General features: G+C 64.5%; 19 protein-coding genes and 1 riboswitch. Of the genes, 11 read left to right on the top strand and 8 right to left on the bottom strand.

Annotated features, from left to right (window positions below; all coding sequences use genetic code 11):
* The first annotated feature begins 122 nt into the window (after positions 1 to 122).
* Together sstT and AACZ17_RS01505 are read left to right on the top strand one after the other, a co-directional pair.
* Positions 123 to 1340, top strand: coding sequence for a serine/threonine transporter SstT (gene sstT / locus AACZ17_RS01510; protein ID WP_290744472.1), 1218 nt, complete (start codon positions 123 to 125; stop codon positions 1338 to 1340).
* Positions 1337 to 2140 (top strand): PhzF family phenazine biosynthesis protein, encoded by an 804-nt coding sequence (locus tag AACZ17_RS01505; RefSeq protein ID WP_290744470.1) that lies wholly within the window; start codon positions 1337 to 1339, stop codon positions 2138 to 2140. Before sstT ends, AACZ17_RS01505 begins: the two co-directional genes overlap by 4 nt.
* Here AACZ17_RS01505 and AACZ17_RS01500 read toward each other — a convergent pair.
* Positions 2125 to 3975: a lytic transglycosylase domain-containing protein gene (locus AACZ17_RS01500; RefSeq protein WP_290744468.1), complete on the bottom strand. Its 1851-nt coding sequence runs from the start codon at positions 3973 to 3975 to the stop codon at positions 2125 to 2127. The genes AACZ17_RS01505 and AACZ17_RS01500 overlap by 16 nt on opposite strands.
* Before the next feature lie 117 nt (positions 3976 to 4092).
* Positions 4093 to 5322 carry a hypothetical protein gene (locus AACZ17_RS01495; protein ID WP_290744466.1) on the bottom strand — a complete coding sequence of 410 codons (1230 nt, stop codon included), beginning with the start codon at positions 5320 to 5322 and terminating at the stop codon, positions 4093 to 4095.
* 149 nt (positions 5323 to 5471) lie between these two features.
* On the opposite strand from AACZ17_RS01495, the gene AACZ17_RS01490 reads away from it, so the two are divergent.
* Entirely contained in the window at positions 5472 to 6155 is a 684-nt protein-coding gene (locus AACZ17_RS01490) for a YIP1 family protein (protein WP_290744464.1), read from the top strand.
* On the opposite strand, the gene AACZ17_RS01485 is transcribed toward AACZ17_RS01490, so the two are convergent.
* From AACZ17_RS01485 to AACZ17_RS01465, 5 genes are read right to left on the bottom strand one after another with little or no spacing between them, the layout of a single operon-like run.
* A complete protein-coding gene (locus AACZ17_RS01485; protein WP_290744842.1) occupies positions 6156 to 7046 on the bottom strand; it encodes a cobalamin-binding protein in 891 nt (296 codons plus the stop codon).
* The gene (locus AACZ17_RS01480) at positions 7046 to 7825 is read right to left on the bottom strand and encodes a heme ABC transporter ATP-binding protein (RefSeq protein WP_290744462.1); all 780 of its coding nucleotides are present in this window, start codon (positions 7823 to 7825) and stop codon (positions 7046 to 7048) included. The genes AACZ17_RS01485 and AACZ17_RS01480 overlap by 1 nt, the downstream gene beginning before the upstream one ends.
* Complete coding sequence (locus AACZ17_RS01475; RefSeq protein ID WP_290744443.1) at positions 7822 to 8859, bottom strand: iron ABC transporter permease; 1038 nt, start codon at positions 8857 to 8859, stop codon at positions 7822 to 7824. The genes AACZ17_RS01480 and AACZ17_RS01475 overlap by 4 nt, the downstream gene beginning before the upstream one ends.
* On the bottom strand, positions 8849 to 9457 hold the full coding sequence (cobO, locus tag AACZ17_RS01470) for a cob(I)yrinic acid a,c-diamide adenosyltransferase (protein ID WP_290744441.1): 609 nt from the start codon (positions 9455 to 9457) through the stop codon (positions 8849 to 8851). The genes AACZ17_RS01475 and cobO overlap by 11 nt, the downstream gene beginning before the upstream one ends.
* 10 nt (positions 9458 to 9467) lie before the next feature.
* Positions 9468 to 11327 carry a TonB-dependent receptor gene (locus tag AACZ17_RS01465; protein WP_290744439.1) on the bottom strand — a complete coding sequence of 620 codons (1860 nt, stop codon included), beginning with the start codon at positions 11325 to 11327 and terminating at the stop codon, positions 9468 to 9470.
* 101 nt (positions 11328 to 11428) lie between these two features.
* A riboswitch (cobalamin riboswitch) is annotated at positions 11429 to 11579 on the bottom strand.
* A 126-nt stretch (positions 11580 to 11705) separates the two neighbouring features.
* Between AACZ17_RS01465 and AACZ17_RS01460 the strand changes: the two genes are divergently transcribed.
* From AACZ17_RS01460 to AACZ17_RS01430, 7 genes are all read left to right on the top strand, one after another.
* Positions 11706 to 12218, top strand: a complete 513-nt coding sequence (locus AACZ17_RS01460) for a DUF501 domain-containing protein (RefSeq protein ID WP_290744437.1) — start codon at positions 11706 to 11708, stop codon at positions 12216 to 12218.
* A 3-nt stretch (positions 12219 to 12221) separates the two neighbouring features.
* Complete coding sequence (locus tag AACZ17_RS01455; RefSeq protein WP_290744435.1) at positions 12222 to 13187, top strand: XdhC family protein; 966 nt, start codon at positions 12222 to 12224, stop codon at positions 13185 to 13187.
* Positions 13184 to 13765, top strand: coding sequence for a nucleotidyltransferase family protein (locus AACZ17_RS01450; protein ID WP_290744433.1), 582 nt, complete (start codon positions 13184 to 13186; stop codon positions 13763 to 13765). Before AACZ17_RS01455 ends, AACZ17_RS01450 begins: the two co-directional genes overlap by 4 nt.
* 62 nt (positions 13766 to 13827) lie before the next feature.
* The gene (locus AACZ17_RS01445) at positions 13828 to 14883 is read left to right on the top strand and encodes a 3-deoxy-7-phosphoheptulonate synthase (protein WP_290744431.1); all 1056 of its coding nucleotides are present in this window, start codon (positions 13828 to 13830) and stop codon (positions 14881 to 14883) included.
* A 31-nt stretch (positions 14884 to 14914) separates the two neighbouring features.
* A complete protein-coding gene (locus AACZ17_RS01440; RefSeq protein WP_290744429.1) occupies positions 14915 to 17377 on the top strand; it encodes a zinc-dependent metalloprotease in 2463 nt (820 codons plus the stop codon).
* A 139-nt stretch (positions 17378 to 17516) separates the two neighbouring features.
* Complete coding sequence (locus AACZ17_RS01435; RefSeq protein WP_290744427.1) at positions 17517 to 18686, top strand: sulfotransferase; 1170 nt, start codon at positions 17517 to 17519, stop codon at positions 18684 to 18686.
* Positions 18683 to 19810, top strand: a complete 1128-nt coding sequence (locus tag AACZ17_RS01430) for a DUF1214 domain-containing protein (RefSeq protein ID WP_290744425.1) — start codon at positions 18683 to 18685, stop codon at positions 19808 to 19810. The genes AACZ17_RS01435 and AACZ17_RS01430 overlap by 4 nt, the downstream gene beginning before the upstream one ends.
* Here AACZ17_RS01430 and AACZ17_RS01425 read toward each other — a convergent pair.
* The gene (locus tag AACZ17_RS01425) at positions 19807 to 20772 is read right to left on the bottom strand and encodes a nitronate monooxygenase family protein (protein WP_290744423.1); all 966 of its coding nucleotides are present in this window, start codon (positions 20770 to 20772) and stop codon (positions 19807 to 19809) included. The genes AACZ17_RS01430 and AACZ17_RS01425 overlap by 4 nt on opposite strands.
* Before the next feature lie 161 nt (positions 20773 to 20933).
* On the opposite strand from AACZ17_RS01425, the gene AACZ17_RS01420 reads away from it, so the two are divergent.
* Positions 20934 to 21452 carry a PadR family transcriptional regulator gene (locus tag AACZ17_RS01420; protein WP_290744421.1) on the top strand — a complete coding sequence of 173 codons (519 nt, stop codon included), beginning with the start codon at positions 20934 to 20936 and terminating at the stop codon, positions 21450 to 21452.
* Positions 21453 to 21474: the final 22 nt, after the last annotated feature.

The raw sequence follows: 21474 nt of genomic DNA, 5'->3' as shown, positions 1-21474 counted from the left end.
GCAAGCCCCCATCGCCTCGGGACGTGTCACAACTTGCCCCGCAAGCTGAAGTGTATACAGTAGCGGTTTCGGTGTGGAAGGAGGCAGCGCATGAAGCTTGTTTGCTACGTGAGGATCGCCCCATGCGCTTGATGTCCCTGGGCCTGGTGCCGCCGATTCTGATCGGTGTCGCGCTCGGTTCGGTGCTGGGCGCAGCGGCCCCGGGCGTCGCCGCGCCGCTCGGTCTGCTGGGCGACCTGTTCGTGGGCATGCTGAAGGCGGTCGCGCCCCTGCTGGTCATGCTGCTGGTCATGTCGGCCATTGCCAATCGACATGAGAGCGGCAGCGATGGGCGCAAGTCGGCCTTCACGCTAATGCTGTACCTCGCGGGGACCGTCAGCGCAGCAGTGGTAGCCGTCGGCATGAGTTTTGCCTTTCCCCAGCACATCGCGCTGTCGGCCGTAGCCAGTGGCAGCCCGCCGGTGGCTGTCACGGCGGTGCTCAGCGATGTCCTGTTCAAGCTGATCGACAACCCGGTCAACGCGCTGCTCACCGGCAATTTTCTCGGCTGCCTGACCTGGGCGATTCTGCTGGGCATCAGCTTCCGGCGTGCCAGTGACAGTTTTCGCGAGCACCTGCAGACCCTGGCCACGGGCGTTGCCGATATCGTGCGCCATGTCATTCGCCTGGCACCGCTGGGTATTTTCGGCCTGGTGTGTGCCACGGTTGCCAGTACCGGCCTTGAGGCTCTGGCCGGCTACGCCGGCCTCGCCCTCCTGCTGGTGAGCTGTATGCTGATCATGGCACTGCTGGTCAATCCGCTGCTCGTGTTTCTCATTTTGCAACGCAACCCTTATCCGATTGTCTTCAAATGTCTGGAGGAGTCGGGAATCACGGCATTCTTCACCCGCAGTTCGGCGGCGAACATTCCGGTTAACCTGAACCTGGCGAAGAAATTGGGCATCAGCGAGGAGTTATACACTGTGACTATACCGATCGGTGCCACGGTCAATATGGCGGGAGCCGCCATCACGATCACTGTGCTCACGCTCGCCGCAGCCAACACACTGAATATCGAGGTGTCTCTGGGGGGGGCGTTACTGCTGTGCATGATTGCAGCGCTGTCCGCCTGTGGCGCCAGCGGCGTGCCCTCGGGCAGCCTGTTGCTGGTCCCGCTGGCGTGTTCGCTGTTCGGCATTCCCCTTGATGTGGCCATGCAGGTGGTGGCGGTTGGCTTCGTGATCAGCGTTGTACAGGATTCCGCGGAGACCGCGCTCAATTCAAGTACGGACGTGGTGTACACCTACACAGCGGACCAGTCGCGACTGTTTGCGCCGGCGTCCGGGAGTACCGGCGTATGACGCTGCGCCAGTACCAGGTGGATGCGTTTGCCGAGCGGGTATTCGAGGGCAATCCGGCTGCTGTGGTGCCGCTTGAGGCGTGGCCGGATGACAGTGTGCTGCAGGCGATTGCGGAGGAGAACAACCTCGCGGAGACCGCCTTTTTTGTGCCCAGCGGGGAGGGCTATGCACTGCGCTGGTTTACACCGGCTGCGGAAGTAGACCTGTGCGGGCATGCCACCCTCGCCGCCGCACACGTGCTTTATACACAACTGGGCTACGATCAGGCCTGCGCGCGGTTTTTCACCCGCAGCGGTGAATTGCAGGTGCGTCGTCAGGGAGAGCGTTACCTGATGGACCTGCCGGCAGTGCCTGTCGTGTCCTGCTCCACGCCCTCGGGTTTGGCGGCGGCACTTGGCAGCGCGCCGGTAGAGGTGCACCGCGGTGGGGACTATCTGCTTGCCGTGTATGCCAGTGAATCGGAGGTCCGTGACTTGCGGCCGAGCCTCACGCTGCTCAGCGAGCAGCCTGCGCAGGGTGTCATCGTGACCGCGCCCGGTCAGCGGCACGATTTTGTCAGCCGTTTTTTTGCGCCCAGACTGGGTGTGCCGGAGGATCCGGTCACCGGTTCGGCCCATTGCCGGCTTGCGCCTTATTGGGCGGGGCGCCTCGGGAAAAACCGTTTGTCGGCCCGTCAGGTGTCAGCGCGTGGCGGCGAGTTGGGCATCGAGCTGCAGGGAAGCCGCGTGCAGTTTACCGGCAGTGCGGTGCTGTTCCTGGTGGGTGAACTGCATGGTGTGCAGCTTCAGGCGCCGCCGTAGCACTGCTTGACGGCACTGGCTCCCGTCGTGCGCAGCGCCTGGTACTTCTCCCAGAAACCCGCGTCCACGCTGCGCAGGTAGGCGCTCCGGCTGCCCTGCCGGTAGCGGGTAAGATGGCGTGGCCCTCCGTTATACACGCCATAAGTGGCCCGGGCCAGGTCGTCCACGTTGCCATTCACCGTGTGCTCACCGCGCTTGATCGCGTAGTCCACCAGATAGTGGGACAGAATCTCGCTGCCGGCACGGGCGTTGTAGCCGACATTGTTCTGCAGCGCCTCAAGGTCGTAGATGTTGCGCCAGACATGCTGGTTGATCTGCATCAGGCCCACCGAGCCCGCAGAGGAGCGAATGGGCACTACAGCGCCGTTTTCCGCCACGAACTGACGCCAGCAGGATTCCTGCCAGGCAGTCGCACGTACCAGGTCCTGGTACAGCGGGAAAAACTCGGCGGGTACAGTGCCGCGGGCACGCTCGGCCGCAATGCTCTCATCCAGGAGTTGCTCCATGGCCAGCAGGTAGCGGTCAAGTTCAGCGGCTGCCGGTACCCAGCCGGTCAACAGTTGCACCAGACTCGTGCTCACTGTGCTGGCGTGCACAGTCGGTATCAGCCAGGCAAAAGGGCCGGACGCGGCGGTCTCCTCCGGGCTTTCAATGGCCAGTTCAGGCGGCAGTCCCAGCAATTCCCGCAGTTCGGGATCAACCGCCGTGCTGTAGGCCAACTCATCGTCGCTCACGCTGGGGGCCAGCAGGCGGGCGAGGCGGCGCAGAGTCTGGCTGTCCAACGTAAAGCCGAGTTGCGGCGCCACCTCATCCAGTGCCTGCAGGGCGTTGCCGGCACTGATAAAGGCGGCAAGCTCCAGGCTGCGGCCACCCGGTACGGCGAGGGCGTTTTCTCGCAGCATGGGCGCGAGGCGTGTCCAGGTTGACAGGAAAAGTCCACGCACCGGATCGCGTCCGGCAGGGTCAGTGGCCAGGGCATGGCGCAATTCGTAGCGCGCCTCCATCAGCAGGGCGAGCAATTCTGCGCGCAGTTCCGGGTCCGCCGGGGCCGCGAGATCCTTGATCAGCCAGGTGGCGAAGGCATCCCAGGCCTGCCAGGCAGCGTCCCAGGCCGCCAGTTCGGCCTCGGTCAGGGGCGCCGGATCTCCTGCGGGCAGTTCGGCGACCACAACGCTGGGCGCGCGCATCGACATGACCACGGTGAGCGCGCCGGGCCTCGCGTGCGCCCCGCGCAATTGCAGTGAGTTGGCGACCGCGTTGCGCTCCTCCAACGCTGTCGGCAAGGCATCGTGAATCAGTGAGCGCAGTTCCGTGAGGGCGGGCCCAAAATCCAGTGTGATGGCGCCGAGCCGCGGGTGCACCTGGTCCTTGATCCAGTCCCAGAGCATCCCCGGCAGTTTCCGGCTGCCATCTTCACTGCTGAGCATGTTGGAATCCGTAACGCGAAACGATACCCGGTCGCTGCCGGGTGTAACGCGCACATCTTCAAAGGTTTCAATCAGTCCACTCCAGGCCACAGGCATGCGGCAGCGTCCACCCAGCAGCAGTCCTATGCGCGCATCAAAGCGGCTTGTCAGGCGCAGCTGGCCCTGCTCGGTGCCCTCCACCCGAGGGTCGGAGAGGGTCAGCGCATTGCAGGCCTTGGAATCGTGGAACAGCTCAGCCTTGCGGTCTGCACCGTTGAACAGCTGGGCGGCCAGTGCCTCTTCAACGATGGCAAGATCCAGCTCGAGGGGCAGCTCAATGTCGGCCGCTGCCGTGGGCAGCGCGCAGGCCAGCAGCAGCGCGCTGCAGAGTGCGCCGCGCAGGCGGGGGAGAGCAGACTGTTGACGCATGGGGTGCAGCGACCGGGATGCCAGGGAAACCAGGGCCGATGATACGCACAGCAGATGCTCCGCGACAGACTGTGTGCGGCAAATATCTTCGGCAAAAAGTCACGCCCGACGCCGGCCTCAGTGGGCTCCTTCGAGGGTTTTGATCAGGGCGTCGACGTCGACTGCCTCGCCGGCCAGTCCGGCGACTATGTCCTTGAGCTGCCCCAGCGAAACCCGACCCCGTTCCCGCGCCAGGGCCCGGGTCACATCGTCTATGCCCGCCTCGCCGTCGGTCGCCCTGGCGAGGGCCTGGTCCAGCCGGTGCATGAATACGGCGGCGCGTGCGGTCACCGGCCCGGATGAGCGTCGTGCGAACAGCGTGTCCGCCTCTTCCGCCCACGCCGTTTTCCACTCGATCACTTGAGCATAGCGCCAGTCACTCATGCCGCCGGTGCGCATCAGAATGGCGGAGGCGTAGTATTCCGCCAGCCCTTCGACAATCCAGTCTGCGCGTTTGCCGCCGCTGATGCCCGTCCCGACGTGGATGAGCTCATGAATCAGGCTACTGGTGCGGTTGCCGCTGATCATCGGTCGATCGGCGTGCATAAACAGGGAGCGCGTGCCGGACAGTCCGCCGCGCCACATCGGCTTGCCGGCGGTCACAATCAGCAGCTGATCGGGAAAGTCGGGCAGCACACGTTTGACTTCGGGCAGGTTCCAGGCAATGAACGCGAGCGTATCCTGCAACCGTTCTCCCTGGCCAGCAGGTGCCGCGACGCGCACATCTGTGCCGGCGATGATGTCCTGCCGGCTGGTGATGTCTCCCAGTATCAGCCAGCCCTTGGGGCGGGGGAATATCCGTCCCGGGTCGGCAATGAGGTAATGCGAGGGTATACCCTCACGCGTGGGGTAGGGGGCGGCAACGGACCATTCCTCCGGTAGCATAAACTGCAGTTCCGCTTTGCCCTCCAGTCCCTTGGGTGCGCGCACGGCGATGGGCGGCACGAGTTTGTCACTGCGCAGAATCGCCCAGTTGTCGGTCAGCAGCGAATCATAGCTGCCACTGGCTTTCTGTTCGTCGATCACGAACTCGTAGTGCAGGCTGTCCTCAGGTTCACGCGGTTTCCACACGGCCGTGTCGCCCTCCACGGTCAAGCCACGCGCGGCTCGCAGTGAACGGTGACGCTCCGGGTCCAGCGTCAGGGTCAGCCGGCTCGGTAGCCGCTCGCCGCTCAGGCGTATTTCCACCCGGGCGACCTCGCTGTCGGGAGCAATTTTTGCCTGATAGAGAATGTCGTAGTCTTCCGCCTGGGCGCGAGTGGCGACGAACGATAGCCAGAGCAGGGCGGCAAGGAGGGTTTTCGTCATAGCGGACATGGCAACCAGACATCGGTGAAGTGACAGCGCTGAGGATACCAGTGGCGCTGGCAAAAGCCATACCGGTGGCAATTGTGCCGGGCCGGACGTACTATTTCCCTGCGGTCTCAACAACAAGGCAATAATCGGCAGGGGGCGTCATGAGCGAGAAAAGCAGTTTCGATATCCAGCAGATCATTGAGCAGGTTCGGGCGATCGTCACCCAGCCGGTCAGTTATTTTCAGTCGATGCCCAAGACCGGCGGCTTTGGCGATCCCGTGGTGTTTGTCGCGGTCATGGGTGCGGTGGCCGGTGTCATTGCAGCGTTATTTGCGCTGTTCGGCTCTGCCGGCGGGCTGCTGGTGGGTGTGTTCGGTGCCCTGATCTTTGGTCCGCTGATGGCTGTGCTGGGGGCGTTCATTGGTGCGGCAGTGCTGTATGTTATCTGGAAGCTGATGGGGTCCACGGAAGATTACGAAGTGGCATTTCGCTGCCAGGCGGCGCTGGCCGCACTGTACCCCGTCAGCGCCCTGCTGGGGATTGTCCCCTACATCGGCAGTATCGTGACGATAGCCTGGGGGGCCTGGTTGTTGGTGGAGGCCAGCGTCGCCGTGCATGGGCGACAGCGGAAAACCGCACAGATTGTCTTCGGCGTGCTGGCCGTACTGTTTATCTTCACCAGCCTGGGCAGCGAGCGTGCTTCCCGTGAGATGGAAGCGCGCATGGAAGCCATGGGCGGCCAGTTCGAGGATCTGGAAGACCTGTCTCCCGAGGAGGCCGGCCGCAAAATGGGCGAGTTTCTCAAGGGCCTGGAAGAGGGCGCCCAGACAGACAGGGACCAATAGTCAGAGATCACCCGCCTGGGGGTTGGCACGCACCGAGGCCAGTTTGCCGCACAGTTCCCGCGCGCCCTCCAGGGCGCGTGCGGTGGGGCGCTGGATAAGGTCCGGGTTGACCGACACCAGGCCGTCCTCAAGCGCCCGCAGACCAGGGTAGCTCTGCCAGTGCTGCAGCCATTCCGGGTGTGCCGTCGCCATGCCGCCGGCGACAATCACGCGAGGGTTGCGCGCCAGCACCGATTCCAGGTTGACGCGCGGTGCCAGTGTGGCGGCATCCGCAAAAATGTTTCTGCCGCCGCAGAGCGTAATGATCTGGCTGATCATGTGGTCTCCGTTGACAGTCTGCAGAGGCCGGTGCCAGATCTGGTAAAACACGGAGAGCGGTTCGGCTGAGGTATAGGCGTTCGCGAGGTCTCTAAATCCGTTCTCGACGCGCCGCGCTTCGGTTTCACTGACCTCCTGAGTACCCGCCAGCCGTCCCAGGCGACGGATACTGGTGGCGATATCCTCGAGTGAGCGCAATTCACTGACATACACCGGGACGCCCAGACGCTCCAGTTTCTCCAGTGCGCCGGCGCCGTTTCCCGAGCCCCACATCAGGATGAGGTCCGGCTGGCTCGCGACAATCTGCTCCAGGCTGAATGCGTTGAAAGAGCCCACCACAGGCAGTGCACGCGCCGTTTCCGGAAAATCGCTGTGGCTGACAACGCCGACCAGGCGGTCGCCCGCACCGGCGCTGTACAGGTTTTCCACGATATGTGGCGCGAGGGCTACGATACGCTGTGCAGGTTGCGACAGGGTCACGGTGCGCCCGGCGAAATCGACCACCGTCACCGGTTGGCCCGCACTTGCGGCGGCGTACAGTGCCAGCAGCCAGCACAGGGCGACGCTGCGCATCACAGGCCGATGACCAGCGGCTGGCGCCCGTTCGGGTGGGGCTGTACGAGCACCTCGGCATGGAACAGCTCGCGAAACAGCGCCGGGGTCAGCACGGTGTCCGGACTCCCGCTGGCCACTGCCTGACCGCGATCCAGCACCAGCAGGCGATGGCTCACGCTGGCGGCCAGGTTGACATCATGCACCACCAGTATCACCGCACAGCCGCGCGCTGCGATACCGGCGATGGTTGCGGCGAGCTGCTGCTGGTGCGCCAGGTCCAGTGCCGCGGTAGGCTCGTCCAGCAACAGCAGGGTGCCGCGCATATCGTCGGGGTGCCACAGCTGCGCCAGTACCCGGGCCAGTTGCACACGCTGCCGCTCGCCACCGGAGAGCTGCGTGTACAGCCGATTACGCAGGGAGAGTGTATCCGTGGCGCGCAGCACCTGGCGCACAATGTCCTGGTCGGCGCGCAATCCGGTGCTGTGTGGCGTGCGTCCCAGCAGCACCACTTCTTCGACCGTGTAGGGAAAATTCAGCAGTGAGAGCTGGGGCAGGAACGCGCGCTGTTGAGCCAGCTGCTGACGCGGCCAGCTCTCCAGCGCGCGACCGGCAAACAGCACGCTGCCACTGGTGGCGGCAAAGTCCCCGGCGAGCAGCCGCAGCAGGCTGGACTTGCCGGCGCCATTGGTGCCGATCAGGCCCATCACTTCTCCCGGCGCAAGACCCAGGCTGATGTCCGTGAGTACAGGGTCGCCCCAGGGCGCGGCGTCCACACTCTGTAACTGCAGCAGGGTCATGTCTGCATCCCGTACTGGTGGCGTTGGCGCAGCAGGGAGATGAAGAACGGCACGCCGATCAGCGCAGTGATGATGCCGACCGGCAGCTCGGTGGGCGCCAGCACGATACGCGACAGTGCATCGGCGCAGACCAGCAGGATGGCCCCGGCGAGTGCGCTCGCGGGAAGCAGGGTTCGATGATCGGGCCCGATCAGCAGGCGCACGATGTGGGGCACCACCAGACCGACAAACGCGATGGTGCCTACCAGCGCGACCGACGTCCCCACGCCCACAGCCACCCAGCCTATCAATGCCAGCTTGGTGCGGTTGACAGGTATTCCCAGATGGCGCGCTTCCGACTCACCCAGTAGCAGGGTGTTGAGCGGCAGGGCGTAGCGCGGTAATGCGAGCAGTACGGCCCCGGCGACTACCGAGGCCAGCAACAGGCGCGGCAGGTTGGCGCCGTCCAGCCCGCCCATTTTCCACAGGCTGATCTGGCGCAGGCGCTCGTTGTCGGTGAAAAACTCCAGCAGGCTGCCGGCCGCGCCGGCCAGCGCGGTAATGGCGATACCGGCCAACAACATGGTGGCGACAGAGGTGCCGTTCTCCGAACTGGCCAACCGATAGACGAGTAATACCGCCAGCACGCCACCGGCAAAGGCGCCCAGTGATACCAGGCTCAGGCCGGCGAGCCCGGACAGGCTGCTGCCCCCAGCCACAATCAGCACAGAGGCGCCCAGTGATGCGCCAGCGGTGACGCCAATCAGCGAGGGGTCCGCGAGGGGGTTGCGAAACAGCCCCTGCATGGCCGCGCCGCTCATGGCCAGAGTGGCACCGATAATGCCGGCCAGCAGGACCCGCGGCAGGCGAATCTGCTGCACGATCAGAGTGGCCTGGCCGCGGTCGCCTCCCAGCAGGACCGCCAACGTATCCGCGGGCGCAATGTGTACAGCACCCGTGCCGAGAGCCAGCAGCATGGCCAGAGGCAATGTGACAACGAGGAGCAACAGCAGCCGCTGCGCCCGACGCCGTCGATCGATGACGTTAGTAATCAACGCCGAGCCGGGCCTTGATGCCGGCGTTATAAGCGTGTTTGATTTCCTTGACCTCGGACACGGTGTCCATGATGTCCTGCAGCGCCTTGCCGCCACCCCGGCCGGTAACCACCACGCTCTGCTCAGTCGGTCTGCCGGCCAGGGCCGCGAGTACCGTCTGTTCAGGGAGATAGTCAAAGGCCAGCATGTAGGTGAGTTCGTCCAGTACCACAAGGTGGTATGCGGGGTTGGCGAGCATGGCTGCGGCCTGCTCCCAAGTGCGCTGCGCGGCCGCGATATCTGCGCTGCGATCCTGGGTATCCCAGGTGAACCCCGTGCCCATCTGATAGAAGTCTACCTGCGGACAGTGCTCCCGCAGGTAGATCTCCTCGCCGGAGAGCTGCTCGCCCTTGATAAACTGCACAACGCCGACTTTGTAGCCGTAGCCGAGGGCGCGCATGACCATGCCGAAGGCGGAACTGGATTTGCCCTTGCCGTTGCCGGTGAGCAGTATGCCTACACCGCGTTCGGTGCTGGCGGCACTGATGCTGGCATCGACATTCGCCTTCTGCTTCTGCATGGCCTTCTTGTGCCGTTCGTTCTTGCGCTCATCTGTCATGGCGGTGCTCCTAGAAACTGTAGCGCACGCCCGTGTAGGCGGCGCGTTCACTGCTGCGGTAGCTGGGGATTTCCTCGTAGCGCTCGTCCAGCAGGTTTTCCACCCGGCCATACACTTCGAGGCGCGGCGTGAAACGGTAGCGGAGGTTTACATCGAACACGTCGTAGTCGTCGAGTTTGGAGCCGTCAAACTCGCGGGCATCGCGGGATGCGCGCAGGTTCAGGCTGAGTAACAGCTGCTCTCCGAGTGAGTGCCACTGCAATCCCAGATTGGCGAGATGCCGGGGGCGGTACACCCGCTGGCCACCGGCCGCGGTTTCGGTGTCGTTGTACGTGTAGTTGCCCTGCAGGCGCAGCCCCACAGCCAGCGGCAGGTCCGCCATCAGCTCAACGCCACTGGAATCGCTGTTGTCGCTGCCCTGTAGATAGCCCGAGAAGCTCTCCAGGTCGAAGTAGATTTCGTTCTCCACCTGTTGCCTGAAATATACCGCTTCCAGCACCAGCCCGCTGTTATCGTACCAGCCAACGCCGAGGTCATAGCCCTCGCTGCGTTCTTCCTGCAGCGCGCTGCCTGCGGCGGGCGGGCTGGCAAAAAAACTCTTGTTATAGGCGATTTCATACAGGCTGGGCGCGCGAAATCCCGTGCTCCAGGCGGCCTTGAACTTCACTTCACCGGCATCCAGGGCCGGCAGCAGGTAGGCGGTACTGACGCGATAGGAGTCGTGACTGCCGAAGTCTTCGTTGTCGTCATAGCGTGCACCGGCGGTAAAGAACAGCTGGTCAGCGACGCTGCCCTGGTATTCCAGGTAGTAGCCGGTCTGGTCGCGCTCGGTGTCGAAGGTGCCGTCGTTCAGTGACTGTGTCTCGTGATCGACGCCGTAGACCAGCTGCAGATTGTTGCCGGATGCGTAACTGCCGAGATAGGTGACACGGGTCAGGTCGCCCTCAGTACCGAATCCCGCCAGTCCAGCGGTAAACAGCTGCCGCTCAGTTTCGCTGCGATTGTAGGCGAGCTCGTGCTGGAACTGTTCGCCGCGGAAGCTGGCAGCCGCGCGCAGCGCCTGCTGCTGGTAGCTGTCTGCACAGCGATTGCTCGGAGCGAAGGTATCCACGGTAAAGCAGTTGTCGTACTCGTTGTCACTGTCCACATCGCGGCCGACCAGCTCCAGACGCAGCTGGTCGCTGACATTCCAGCCTGCGCGGGCATGCAGGGTGCGGTTGTCGTAGCCGTCGTCATCTGCAGGATCCGTATCACTTGTGCGCGAATTGAAGCCGTCGGTGCTGAAATCGGCGAGTGACAGGTTGCCATCGAGTTGTGCGTTGCCGGCGTGGAACTCCGCACTGTATTGCGAGGTGCCATAGCGCCCCGCTTCAGCGGCGAGCTGCCCCCCCGCACCGGGTTGCGTGGTGCCGGTGCTGATGTTGATGACACCACCGGCATCGGCGCCGTACATCAATCCCTGGGGGCCGCGCAGGATCTCCACCCGCTGTACACCGCTGCTCAGCAGATGCTCAAGGCGCGGCCCGAACTGCGGTGCCGTGGTGTCGGACACATTGATCCCATCGATCAGCAGAAGAGTGCGATATGCCTCCTCACCGCGTATCCGCAGCGATGACACCTTGCCGGCGCCCCCGTTGTTGGTCACTGCCACCGATGGCGCTGTGCGCAGGATATCCTGCAGGCTGGCAAAGCCCAGGCGCTGGATATCCTCGGCGCTGATAACCGAAACGGAGGTGGCGACTTCGCGCAGGGGCATGGCGACCCGCGAAGAGCTGATGACAATCTCTTCCAGAGCCGGATGGGTGGTGTTGCCCAGGGCGGGCAGGCTGGCGGCCAGCGCAACGGCGCCGGCGAGTTTTACTGCTTTCATCGGTAGTCCTCAATGCCGTGATAAATGTGGCGATTGAGGGAGGGGATCAGGGAACGCAATGCGAGTGTGGCATCATGCAACCTTCAATGAAGCCCTCCGCTCCATCGTTGCTCGTAACAGGCAGGTATCGGGCTCACAGAGTGGTCTGTTTACCGTTGCGGGGGCAGCGGAGGGATCGGCGCGGTGCCTTACCTCACTTCCCATTTAACCTGCCCAGCCGTGTCGAGCGACACCGGCGGCAGGCACCTGGTACGTCGCGCACTGTAGAGGTCGCGGCGGGGACTGTCAATTGTCCAGATTGTGTCAAGCTGTTGCAGGCGTCGTTCACCGGGCGCGCATCGCGTAGAATGGCGAGCCAGAGGTGAAAAGAGGGCGTCCATGACAGTTTCAGTAAAGCAGGCAGCGCAGGTAGCGGAGCTGCTGGGTAGAAAGCCCCGCGGGCTGCGGGAGGTCGCCGTGGCGGATGCGCAGGGTCGGCCGCAGGTGATTCGCGTGGCGTCCCTGGTCGAGAGCACGCCGTTCCCGACCCTGTTCTGGCTGGTGGATCCGGCATTCAACTACCGCATCGACCGGGAAGAGGCGAGCGGACTGATTGCGCGCCTGCAGCAGCAGGTGGATGGTGACAGCGCGCTGCAGGCGGGGATGGCCGCTGACCACGCCGCCCACATCCGACTCCGCGACGCCTACCTGAGTGCCGAGGAGCGGGCATCCCTGCAGCGCCTGGGGTTTGTCGATGTACTGCGCCAGCGCGGGATCGGCGGTATCGCCGATTTCCAGCGCATACGCTGCCTGCACACCTGGTATGCGGCCCATCTGGTGGTGCCCAATACCATCGGTGGCCTGCTCGATGCGCATTGGGCGGCCGGGGTCGTCGCCGCGGGGGAGACCTAGCGCATGCAAAGCGCCAACCAGGCCGTTCTGCAGGCGGCTTTCGCCTGGCTGCAGCAGATGCCGCAGGTTCCGGTGTGGTTGTGCACGGTGGCCTCGGCGCAGGGCTCTGCCCCGCGACCGCCGGGCTCGCTCCTGGTGTGCAATGCCCGCGGCGATCAATCGGGCTCGCTGTCTGGCGGCTGCATTGAAGAGGACCTGTTGGAGCGCCTGCGCTCTGAGGCGCTGCCGGTGGCGGGTGCCGAGCTGGTGCCCTATGGCGTCACGGCGGAACAGAATGAGCGCCTGGGTCTGCCCTGCGGGGGCTTGTTGCAGGTGTTGCTGCAGCGGCTCGAGCCGGGGCGGGACCTGCCCTGGCTGGCCGCGGCAGTGGAGGCGATTGCGGCGCGGCAGTGCCTGCAGCGGCGGGTTGCCATTCCCGCTGGCACCACGCAGTGGTCCTCGGTGGCGGCGCACCTGCCGCTGCAATTGCAGCCCGGGGAATTGCGCCAGACCTTTGGCCCGCAGATGCGCATGCTGCTGGTGGGTGCGGGGCAGCTCAGCCAGTCCCTCGCCGAGCTGGCACTGGCGATGGATTACGATGTGCTGGTCGTCGATCCGCGTGAGGGATTGCGTGCGCAGTGGCAGGGCCCGGCTGTCTCGCTGCTGGGAGGAATGCCGGACGACGCCGTGCGCGCATACGCCAGTGACCGCCACAGCATTGTTATTACCCTGACGCACGACCCGCGCATTGATGACATGGCGCTGATGGAAGCCCTCACCACCGAGGCCTGGTATGTGGGTGCCCTGGGGTCGCAGAGAACGACCGAAAAGCGTTTGCAACGGCTGCGGCAGCTGGGTCTGGACGCTGCGCAGCTGGCGCGCCTGCATGCCCCCGTCGGGCTGGATATCGGCAGCAAGACGCCGTTGGAAATCGCGGTGTCTATCATGGCTGAACTGGTCAGCCTGCGCCGCCGGCAGGTCGTCGCGTGATTGTTGGGGTGTTGCTGCTGGCCGCCGGGGAAAGTCGGCGTTTCGGCAGCGACAAGCGCCGCGCCCGGCTACCGGGCGGCCCCGGGTTGCTGGCGGCCGTGGTCGAGACGGTGCGCCGGGCGGGCTTGCCGCTGCGGGTCTGCCTTCGCCCCGGGGAGGCAGGGCTCGCGGAGGAGTCCGGACTGGAGCCCGGCGAGGTGCTCGTCTGCTCGGGGGCTGCAGGCGGTATGGGTCACACGCTTGCAGAAGGCGTGACGCAGCTGCCGCCCTGGGCTGGCGTGCTTGTTGCGCTGGCAGATATGCCCGGAATTCGGGTGGACACGTTTTGCCGGGCAGCCGCCGCGTTGACCCCTGAGCGTATTGTCGTGCCCGAGTTCCGCGGGCGTCCCGGGCACCCGGTCGGCTTTGGTAGTGACTGGTTTCCCCGGTTGCGGCAGTCGACCGGCGACGCCGGTGCGCGGGCGCTGGTTCAGGAGGCGGGAGCCTTGTGCGACAGGCTCGCAGTGACGGATGCGGGTATCCTGCGCGACATCGACTGTCCGGACGATCTCACAGGCTGGTCTACCGGCCCGGCATAAGCTGCAAGGGCCGGTTCGCCGGTGCTATAGTACCCGGCTTTGCATTCGCCACCGGGACATCCATGACAACCAATACTGACGATTTGCGCATTCGGCGCACCAATGAACTTATCGCACCGCAGCAGCTGATCAGCGACATTGCGGTGAGTGACGCGGCGGCACGGACCGTGACCGCCGCGCGGCAGGCGATCCACAACATTCTGGTGGAAGAAGACGACCGCCTGCTGGTCGTGGTGGGCCCCTGCTCCATTCACGATCCGGACGCGGCCCGCGATTACGCCGCGCGCCTGAAGCGTGTCGCCGATGCACTGCAGTCCGATCTGCAGGTGGTGATGCGGGTGTACTTCGAGAAGCCGCGCACAACGGTAGGCTGGAAGGGGTTGATCAACGACCCCGACCTGAACAATACCTTCCAGATCAACAAGGGCCTGCACCTCGCCCGCAAATTGCTGGCAGACCTTGCCGCCATGGGGCTGCCCACGGGCACCGAGTACCTGGACCTTATCAGCCCACAGTATGTGGCGGACCTGGTGGCCTGGGGTGCCATTGGTGCACGTACCACCGAGAGCCAAACGCATCGCGAACTGGCGTCGGGGCTGTCCTGTCCGGTCGGGTTCAAGAATGCCACGGATGGCGACATCCAGGTGGCGATAGACGCGATTAAATCCGCCTCCCAGCCGCACCATTTCCTGTCGGTGACCAAGCAGGGGCACTCGGCGATTTTCCAGACGGCGGGCAACGAGGATTGCCACATTATCCTGCGCGGCGGCAAGCACCCGAATTACGACATGTTCTCGGTGGATGATGCCGCCGCGATGCTGTGCAAGGCGGGCCTGCCGACCCGCATCATGGTAGATGCAAGCCACGCCAACAGTCGCAAGATCCCGGCGCGGCAGGTTGACGTGATTCGTGATATCGGCGCGCAGGTGGCGCGGGGCAATCGTGCCATTTTCGGACTGATGATCGAAAGCAACCTCGTGGCGGGCCGCCAGGATGTGGTGGCGGGTGAGCCGCTGGTTTACGGCCAGAGCATTACCGACCCCTGCATCGACTGGGCCCATACCGAAGCGTTGTTGGCCGAATTGGCCGCCGCAGTGCGCGCCCGGCGGGCTCAGTAACCGGGCGCACCACGCCCTCATGGGAGGAACCATGTTCAGACGTCTGAGTTGGCTGCTCGCCATGCTCCTGCTGACGGCCTGCGGTGAGGGAGCGCGCGAGGCGGGTGCCCCCGGGCTGCCCGGGATCAGTGAGCACACCGCTGGCATGCAGTACATGGCAGGCTTCCAGAGCCTGTACTGGGACGATGAGCGGGGGCGACTGTTCCTCGAGATCGACGCGTTCGAACAGCCCTTCATTTACGTCAGCAGTTTGTCCAGCGGGGTTGGCTCCAATGATCTCGGCCTGGATCGCGGTCAGCTGGGCAGCACCCGTCTGGCGCGCTTCACCCGGGTAGGCGACAAGGTATTGTTGATGGCGGATAACCCGCTCTACACCGCCCGCAGCAGCAACGCGGATGAGCGGCGGGCGGTTGATGAGGCCTTCGCCCGCTCTGCGCTGGCCAGTTTCCCGGTCGTGGCAGGCAGTGCCGGGCGTGTGCTTGTCGACGGCACAGATTACTTTCTCAGCGATGTGCACGGCGTCGCGCGCCGCCTGCGTGACCGGGGTGAGGGCGAGTACCGCACAGACCCGGCGCGTTCGGCGGTGTACCTGCCGCGTACCCGCACCTTCCCTGACAACACCGAGGTGGACGCGCTGGTGACCCTGGCCGGCGAGCCCGCGGGCGAGCAGCTGGCCACGGTGACCCCGGACCCGCGCGTGCTGACCGTGCACCAGCATCATTCCTTTGTGCGCCTCCCCGAGCCGGGATACGAGCCCCTGCCCTATGACCCGCGCTCCGGGTTTATCGACCCCGACTACGATCAGCAACTTGCTGACTACGCGGCCCCCATCGGCGAGCCCGTGCGCCGGCCCTACGCCTGGCGGCACCGGCTGCAGAAGAAGGATCCCGGGGCAGCGCGCAGCGAGGCCGTGGAGCCCATCGTCTACTACCTGGACCGCGGCGCGCCGGAGCCGGTGCGCAGTGCCCTGATGGAGGGTGCATCCTGGTGGAACGAGGCATTTACGGCAGCAGGGTACGACAATGCCTTTCAGGTCAAGTTGCTGCCGGAGGGCGCAGACCCGATGGATGTGCGCTACAACGTTATTCAGTGGGTACACCGCTCAACCCGCGGCTGGTCTTACGGGGCCAGCGTGCGCGACCCGCGCACCCAGGAAATCATCAAGGGACATGTGACGCTGGGCTCACTGCGGGTGCGTCAGGATTACCTGCTGGCCGAGGGTTTGCTGGCACCGTACGGTGAGGACGGTCATGTACCTGCAGACATGCTGGAGTTCGCGCTGGCGCGCATACGCCAGCTGGCCGCTCACGAAGTGGGCCACACCCTCGGACTGGAGCACAACTTTGCCGCCAGTGCGGACAACCGGGCATCGGTGATGGACTACCCGCACCCGTATGTGACGCTCACAGCGTCAGGCGAGCCAGACCTCTCGGCAGCCTATGCAACCGGTATCGGCGAGTGGGATAAACGCGCCATTATCTACGGTTACCAGCATTTCCCCGCAGCGGTAGACGCCAGTGCCGCACGCGAGCAGATTATCCAGGATACCTATGCTGCCGGCCTGCACTACGTGGCGGACGCACATGCCAGAGGCGATGCCTTTGCCGTGACGGCGGGCCCGGCGCACCCGCTGGGCAGCCTCTGGGACAACGGCGCTGACCCGGTGGCCGAGCTGAATCGGCTGATGACCCTGCGTGCAACGGTGCTGGCACGGTTTTCCGAGCGCACGGTGCGGGTGGGCCGTCCCCTGGCCCAGCTGGAGGATGTGCTGGTGCCCATGTACCTGTTGCACCGCTACCAACTGCAGGCGGCCGCCACGCTCCTGGGTGGACAGGTCTTTACCTATGCCCTGCGTGGTGACGGACAGGTGCCTGTGGCTGCGGTGCTGCCCGCGCAACAGCGCGCTGCGCTGGAGGCGTTGCTTGCGACGCTGGCCCCGGAGGCGCTGGCCCTGCCTCCCGCCCTGTTGGCGCAGATACCGCCCCGTCCGCCGGGCTACAGCGACAGTCGTGAACTGTTCCCGCGTGACACCGGCTACGTGTTTGATCCCCTCGCGGCGGCGTCAACGGCAGCGGGCCTGACGCTGGACCTGTTGCTGAACCCGACCCGGGCCGTGCGCATGAACAACAACCAGGCGCGCTCTGCCGCCCAGCCGGGTTATGCGGAGCTGCTGGACGCCCTGCTTAAACGCAGCTGGTACGCGGACACCGAGCAGGGCAACGCAGGCGCACTGCAGCGGGTGGTGAATATGGAGACACTGCAGCGCTTGCTGCGTCTGGTGGGCAGCGGTGAGGTTGAGCCGCAGGTACGTGCGGAGAGCCTGGATGCCCTGCTGGCGCTGCGCGGTTGGCTGGAGCAGCGTGTGCCGGTGGTTCCGCCCGCGTGGCGGGCGCACTACCGTTTTGCGTTACTGCAGATCGCGCAGCGGTTGGACGCGCCGGGCGCCATCGAAGGTTTGCGTGCCCTCGCGGCCCCGCCGGGCTCTCCCATCTGAGGCCGCAGTGCGGGCGCTGGTCTCGCTTGTTATACCAGCAGCCGGCAGTCACCGACTCGGGGATGCCAGTGGGCCCGCGGCTTTGTAGAGTGGGCGCAGGCAGTAACGCCATAATAATAACGATGGAAAGGATGTTCCTGTGCTGGAACTGGAAGCACTACGCCAGCAGGCGATGCTGGATACCGGGCTGGAAGATTTTGGCGACCCGGCGTTTTACGAGGCGTTGGAGCGCTTGCTGGAAGCGCTGCACAGCGAGGCGCGGCTGAACGACTTCGGCAGATTGCGCGCCGAAATGACCATTCTGGAAGGGCTCTCCCGCCGTCTGGAGATAGAAGACTATCTGGCGCGCCATCCGCAGGTGGCGGAGGAAACCGTGCTGCGGCCGGTGTTCATTCTGGGCCTGCCGCGCACTGGCACCACCGCATTACACCACCTGCTGAACCAGGACCCGCGCAATCGCACCCTGCGTCTTTGGGAAGCCCAGCAGCCCGTGCCGCCGCCGGAAACCGCAACCTACTCCAGCGACCCGCGCATTGCCGCGCGTGCCGAGGGGGTGGCGCTCACCGAGACCTTCCTGCCGGGTTTCAAACAGACACACCTGATTGACGCAGAAGAGCCGGACGAGTGCTATATGCTGCTCAATCGCAATTTCATGTCGGTGGAATACTCGGCGCTGTTTCACGTGCCGAGCTATGCCAACTGGCTGTATACCAACCTGTGTCGCTCCGACAGCTATGACTACCATCGTCGGCAGCTGCAGCTGCTGCAGTCCCGCCATCCCGGGCAGTGGGTGCTCAAGGCGCCGTTTCACCAGCTTGGCCTGCGCGAGATACTGCGCGTCTATCCCGACGCGATCATCGTGCAGACGCATCGTGCACCGCTGGCGTTCGTCGGCTCCGGTTGCAGCTTCAGCGAAGTGCTGCGGCGCAGCAGCAGCGATGTCATCGACCGGGCGGAAATCGGACGTGACTGGATGACCATGCTAACCGCCTACACGCGCACCTTCGAGGCCGATCGTGCAGCGCTGGAGCCGACTCACCCGGGCCAGTTTCTCGATGTGTACCACGATGACTTTGTCGCCAACCCCTGGCAGGTTATTGAGCAGTTGTATGCGTTGCGCGGCATGCCGCTGGATGACACAGCCCGGGCGCGGATGCAGGGGTGGCTGGATGCCCACCCGCGTGGCAAGCACGGCGTGCATCGCTACCGGCTGGAGGACTACGCCATCAGTCGCGCTGAAGTGGCAGCGCTCTTTGCCGATTACATGCGGCGCTATCACCTGACATTGGATGAAGAGGTCACCGTATGAATGAACCTGTAAACGCTGAACAGCGCGTCATGGACGGCAGCACCTGGAGCGATTTCTGCGATGCGCTGAAAGCCGCGGGCGCGCTGGTCGACGCCGAGAAAGCGCCCCAGGATGCGTTTACCCGGGCCGAGGGCTACCGCTACCTTTCGCGCATGTTGCGCGCCGGGCTGGAGAGCTTTCTGGAGGCGGGTGACCCGCGGTTTCCAGAGCTGCGCTGCCCGGCCCACGAAACCATCAAACTGGGTGCGGACAATCCCGACAATCACTACCAGACGGCGACCATTGATCCGCAGTATGACTATCGCATCACGGGTACGCGCGGCACTGTGAACTACCTGGGTTTTGGCACGGTGATCAATCGCTACAGCAGTGGCGGCGGCATGAAGACCGACGGCTGGCTGGATTCGCGGGACATGGAAATCAACCCGGACGGCACGCTGGAGATTATCGTCAGCCAGCGGCAACAGCCCGGCAACTGGCTGCCGATGGGGCCGGAGACCAATTCGCTGAATGTGCGCCAGACCTTTCAGGACCGCCGCAACGAGACCCGCGCCGAGATCCGCATTGAGCGCCTGGGCGCGGAGCACGAACGTCCCGACCCCCTGTCGCCGGAGAAGCTGGATCGGGCACTGCAGGGCGCGGTGCAGTTCATTCGCAGCACGACGGGGCTGTTCGAGGGCTGGGCCGCGAGTTTCCTGCCCACGCTGAACCAGGTGGCGCCGGCGGATCAGGCATTTTGCCAGGCCATTGGCGGCGACCCGAACATTTATTACTTCCACAGCGCCTGGGCCCTGGCGCCGGACGAAGCACTGTTGATTGAGGCACCGGTTGTACCCGCCTGCCAGACCTGGAACTTCGTGCTGCAGAACTGGTGGATGGAATCACTGGATTTCCGCTACCACCAGATCCACTTCAACAAGCACACCGCGACCTATGAAGACGACGGTGGTGTGGTGATCGTGGTGGCCCACGAGCAGCCACCGCAGGCGAATTGGGTGGAAACTGCGGGCCATCACAGCGGTACCCTGTGCTGGCGCTGGATCGGCGCGAGCGAGCACCCGCCGGTGCACGCCCGCGTGGTCAAGTTCAGCGAGTTGGGAACATTGCCCGGCCGCCGGCGCTAGCTGGCGAGCAGGCGCTCCCGCGCAGCTGCATACTCACGCTGCAGGCGGGCTACCAGCTCGCCCGCAGGCAGGATCTGCTTGACCGCCCCGATGCCCTGGCCGCAACCCCAGATATCCTTCCAGGCCTTGGCATCGCTGTTGCCGCCGGAGCCAAAATTCATCGCCGAGGGATCGCTCTCGGGCAGGTTGTCGGGGTCCAGCCCGGCGGCTTCGATGGAGGGGCGCAGGTAGTTGCCGTGTACACCCGTGAACAGGTTGCTGTAGATGATGTCCGCCGCGCCGTGGTCGACGACGGCCTGCTTGTAGGCCTGTTCGGCGTTGGCTTCTTGTGTGGCGATAAACGCCGAGCCGATGTAGCCGAGGTCGGCGCCCATTGCCTGCGCGGCGAGAATGGCATCGCCGGTAGCGATGGAGCCGGACAACAGCAGCGGGCCATCGAACCACTCGCGAATTTCCTGAATCAGGGCAATCGGTGACAGGGGGCCTGCGTGGCCGCCGGCGCCGGCGGCCACGGCAATGAGCCCGTCCGCGCCTTTCTCGATCGCCTTGCGCGCGAAGCGGTTGTTGATGATGTCGTGCAGGACAATGCCGCCATAGCTGTGCACCGCCTCATTGACCATCTCCTTTGCTCCCAGCGAGGTGATTACGATGGGTACCTTGTACTTTACGCACATCTCGAGGTCGTGCTGCAGGCGGTCGTTGGAGCCGTGCACGATCTGGTTGACCGCAAAGGGCGCCGCCGGGGTCTCCGGGTGCTCCGCATCCCAGGCCGCCAATTCGCGGGTGATTTTCTCCAGCCAGACGTCCAGCTGTTCGGCAGGCCGCGCATTCAGGGCGGGGAAAGAGCCGACAATCCCCGCCTTGCACTGGGCGATGACCAGGTCCGGGTTGGAGACGATGAACATGGGCGCGGCAACGGCCGGCAAGCGCAGTTTTTCCTTCAGAATTGCAGGTAGTGCCATGGGTAGGGCTCCGGTTGACCGATGGATTTATGCAATTTATTGCATATTTGATTGATATGCAACCTTTTGCATGGAGCGCGCACCAGGAGTAAGCTGACAAACTCCGGTCAGACCGTCACACAAGGTTAACAGTCGCAGCCATGGCTCTCTCTCACGCAATCATGACTGCTCTCCTGGAAGACGACATGTCGGGCTACGAGCTCGCCAAGGCCTTTGATATTTCACTGGGCCTGTTCTGGCGCGCCAGTCACCAGCAGATCTACCAGGAGCTGCACAAGCTGGCAGACCGCGGCTGGCTGCAGTGCGAGACCGTCGCCCAGGCCGGCAAGCCGGACAAGATCGTCTATGCGCTGACCCAGGCCGGCCGCGATGCCATGGCGGAGTGGGTGCTGGGCAACTCGCGAGTGCAGGAGGGCAAGGATGATCTGTACGTCAAACTGTACAACCTGTCAGAGGCCAACGCCGCGCATCTGGCGGTCGAGATCGGGCAGCGGCGGGAGCAGATGATGCAGCGGCTGTACCTCTATGAAAAAATCCGCCGGCGCCACTACGCGGATCCGGACGCACTGCCCGTGCGGCGCAAGGGCGTTTATCTGGCGTTGCTGGCGGGTATCCGCCAGGGCGAGCACTTTCTCGCCTGGTGTGATGAGGCACAGGCGATGTTGGGAGATATCGGGTAGCCTGCAGCCTGGGGCATGCCTC

This window comes from uncultured Haliea sp., from assembly GCF_963973825.1.
In the GTDB taxonomy this organism is placed as follows: domain Bacteria; phylum Pseudomonadota; class Gammaproteobacteria; order Pseudomonadales; family Halieaceae; genus Haliea.
The sequence above is the reverse complement of the archived record's forward strand: the minus strand, read 5'-3'. Positions and strand labels throughout refer to the sequence as shown.

What these genes read in the sequence shown, in the direction of transcription:
- sstT (WP_290744472.1), top strand. Translation starts at nt 123, where the DNA reads ATGCGCTTGATGTCCCTGGGCCTGGTGCCGCCGATTCTGATCGGTGTC.
- AACZ17_RS01505 (WP_290744470.1), top strand. Translation starts at nt 1,337, where the DNA reads ATGACGCTGCGCCAGTACCAGGTGGATGCGTTTGCCGAGCGGGTATTC.
- AACZ17_RS01500 (WP_290744468.1), bottom strand. Translation starts at nt 3,975, where the DNA reads ATGCGTCAACAGTCTGCTCTCCCCCGCCTGCGCGGCGCACTCTGCAGC.
- AACZ17_RS01495 (WP_290744466.1), bottom strand. Translation starts at nt 5,322, where the DNA reads ATGACGAAAACCCTCCTTGCCGCCCTGCTCTGGCTATCGTTCGTCGCC.
- AACZ17_RS01490 (WP_290744464.1), top strand. Translation starts at nt 5,472, where the DNA reads ATGAGCGAGAAAAGCAGTTTCGATATCCAGCAGATCATTGAGCAGGTT.
- AACZ17_RS01485 (WP_290744842.1), bottom strand. Translation starts at nt 7,046, where the DNA reads ATGCGCAGCGTCGCCCTGTGCTGGCTGCTGGCACTGTACGCCGCCGCA.
- AACZ17_RS01480 (WP_290744462.1), bottom strand. Translation starts at nt 7,825, where the DNA reads ATGACCCTGCTGCAGTTACAGAGTGTGGACGCCGCGCCCTGGGGCGAC.
- cobO (WP_290744441.1), bottom strand. Translation starts at nt 9,457, where the DNA reads ATGACAGATGAGCGCAAGAACGAACGGCACAAGAAGGCCATGCAGAAG.
- AACZ17_RS01465 (WP_290744439.1), bottom strand. Translation starts at nt 11,327, where the DNA reads ATGAAAGCAGTAAAACTCGCCGGCGCCGTTGCGCTGGCCGCCAGCCTG.
- AACZ17_RS01460 (WP_290744437.1), top strand. Translation starts at nt 11,706, where the DNA reads ATGACAGTTTCAGTAAAGCAGGCAGCGCAGGTAGCGGAGCTGCTGGGT.
- AACZ17_RS01455 (WP_290744435.1), top strand. Translation starts at nt 12,222, where the DNA reads ATGCAAAGCGCCAACCAGGCCGTTCTGCAGGCGGCTTTCGCCTGGCTG.
- AACZ17_RS01445 (WP_290744431.1), top strand. Translation starts at nt 13,828, where the DNA reads ATGACAACCAATACTGACGATTTGCGCATTCGGCGCACCAATGAACTT.
- AACZ17_RS01440 (WP_290744429.1), top strand. Translation starts at nt 14,915, where the DNA reads ATGTTCAGACGTCTGAGTTGGCTGCTCGCCATGCTCCTGCTGACGGCC.
- AACZ17_RS01430 (WP_290744425.1), top strand. Translation starts at nt 18,683, where the DNA reads ATGAATGAACCTGTAAACGCTGAACAGCGCGTCATGGACGGCAGCACC.
- AACZ17_RS01425 (WP_290744423.1), bottom strand. Translation starts at nt 20,772, where the DNA reads ATGGCACTACCTGCAATTCTGAAGGAAAAACTGCGCTTGCCGGCCGTT.
- AACZ17_RS01420 (WP_290744421.1), top strand. Translation starts at nt 20,934, where the DNA reads ATGACTGCTCTCCTGGAAGACGACATGTCGGGCTACGAGCTCGCCAAG.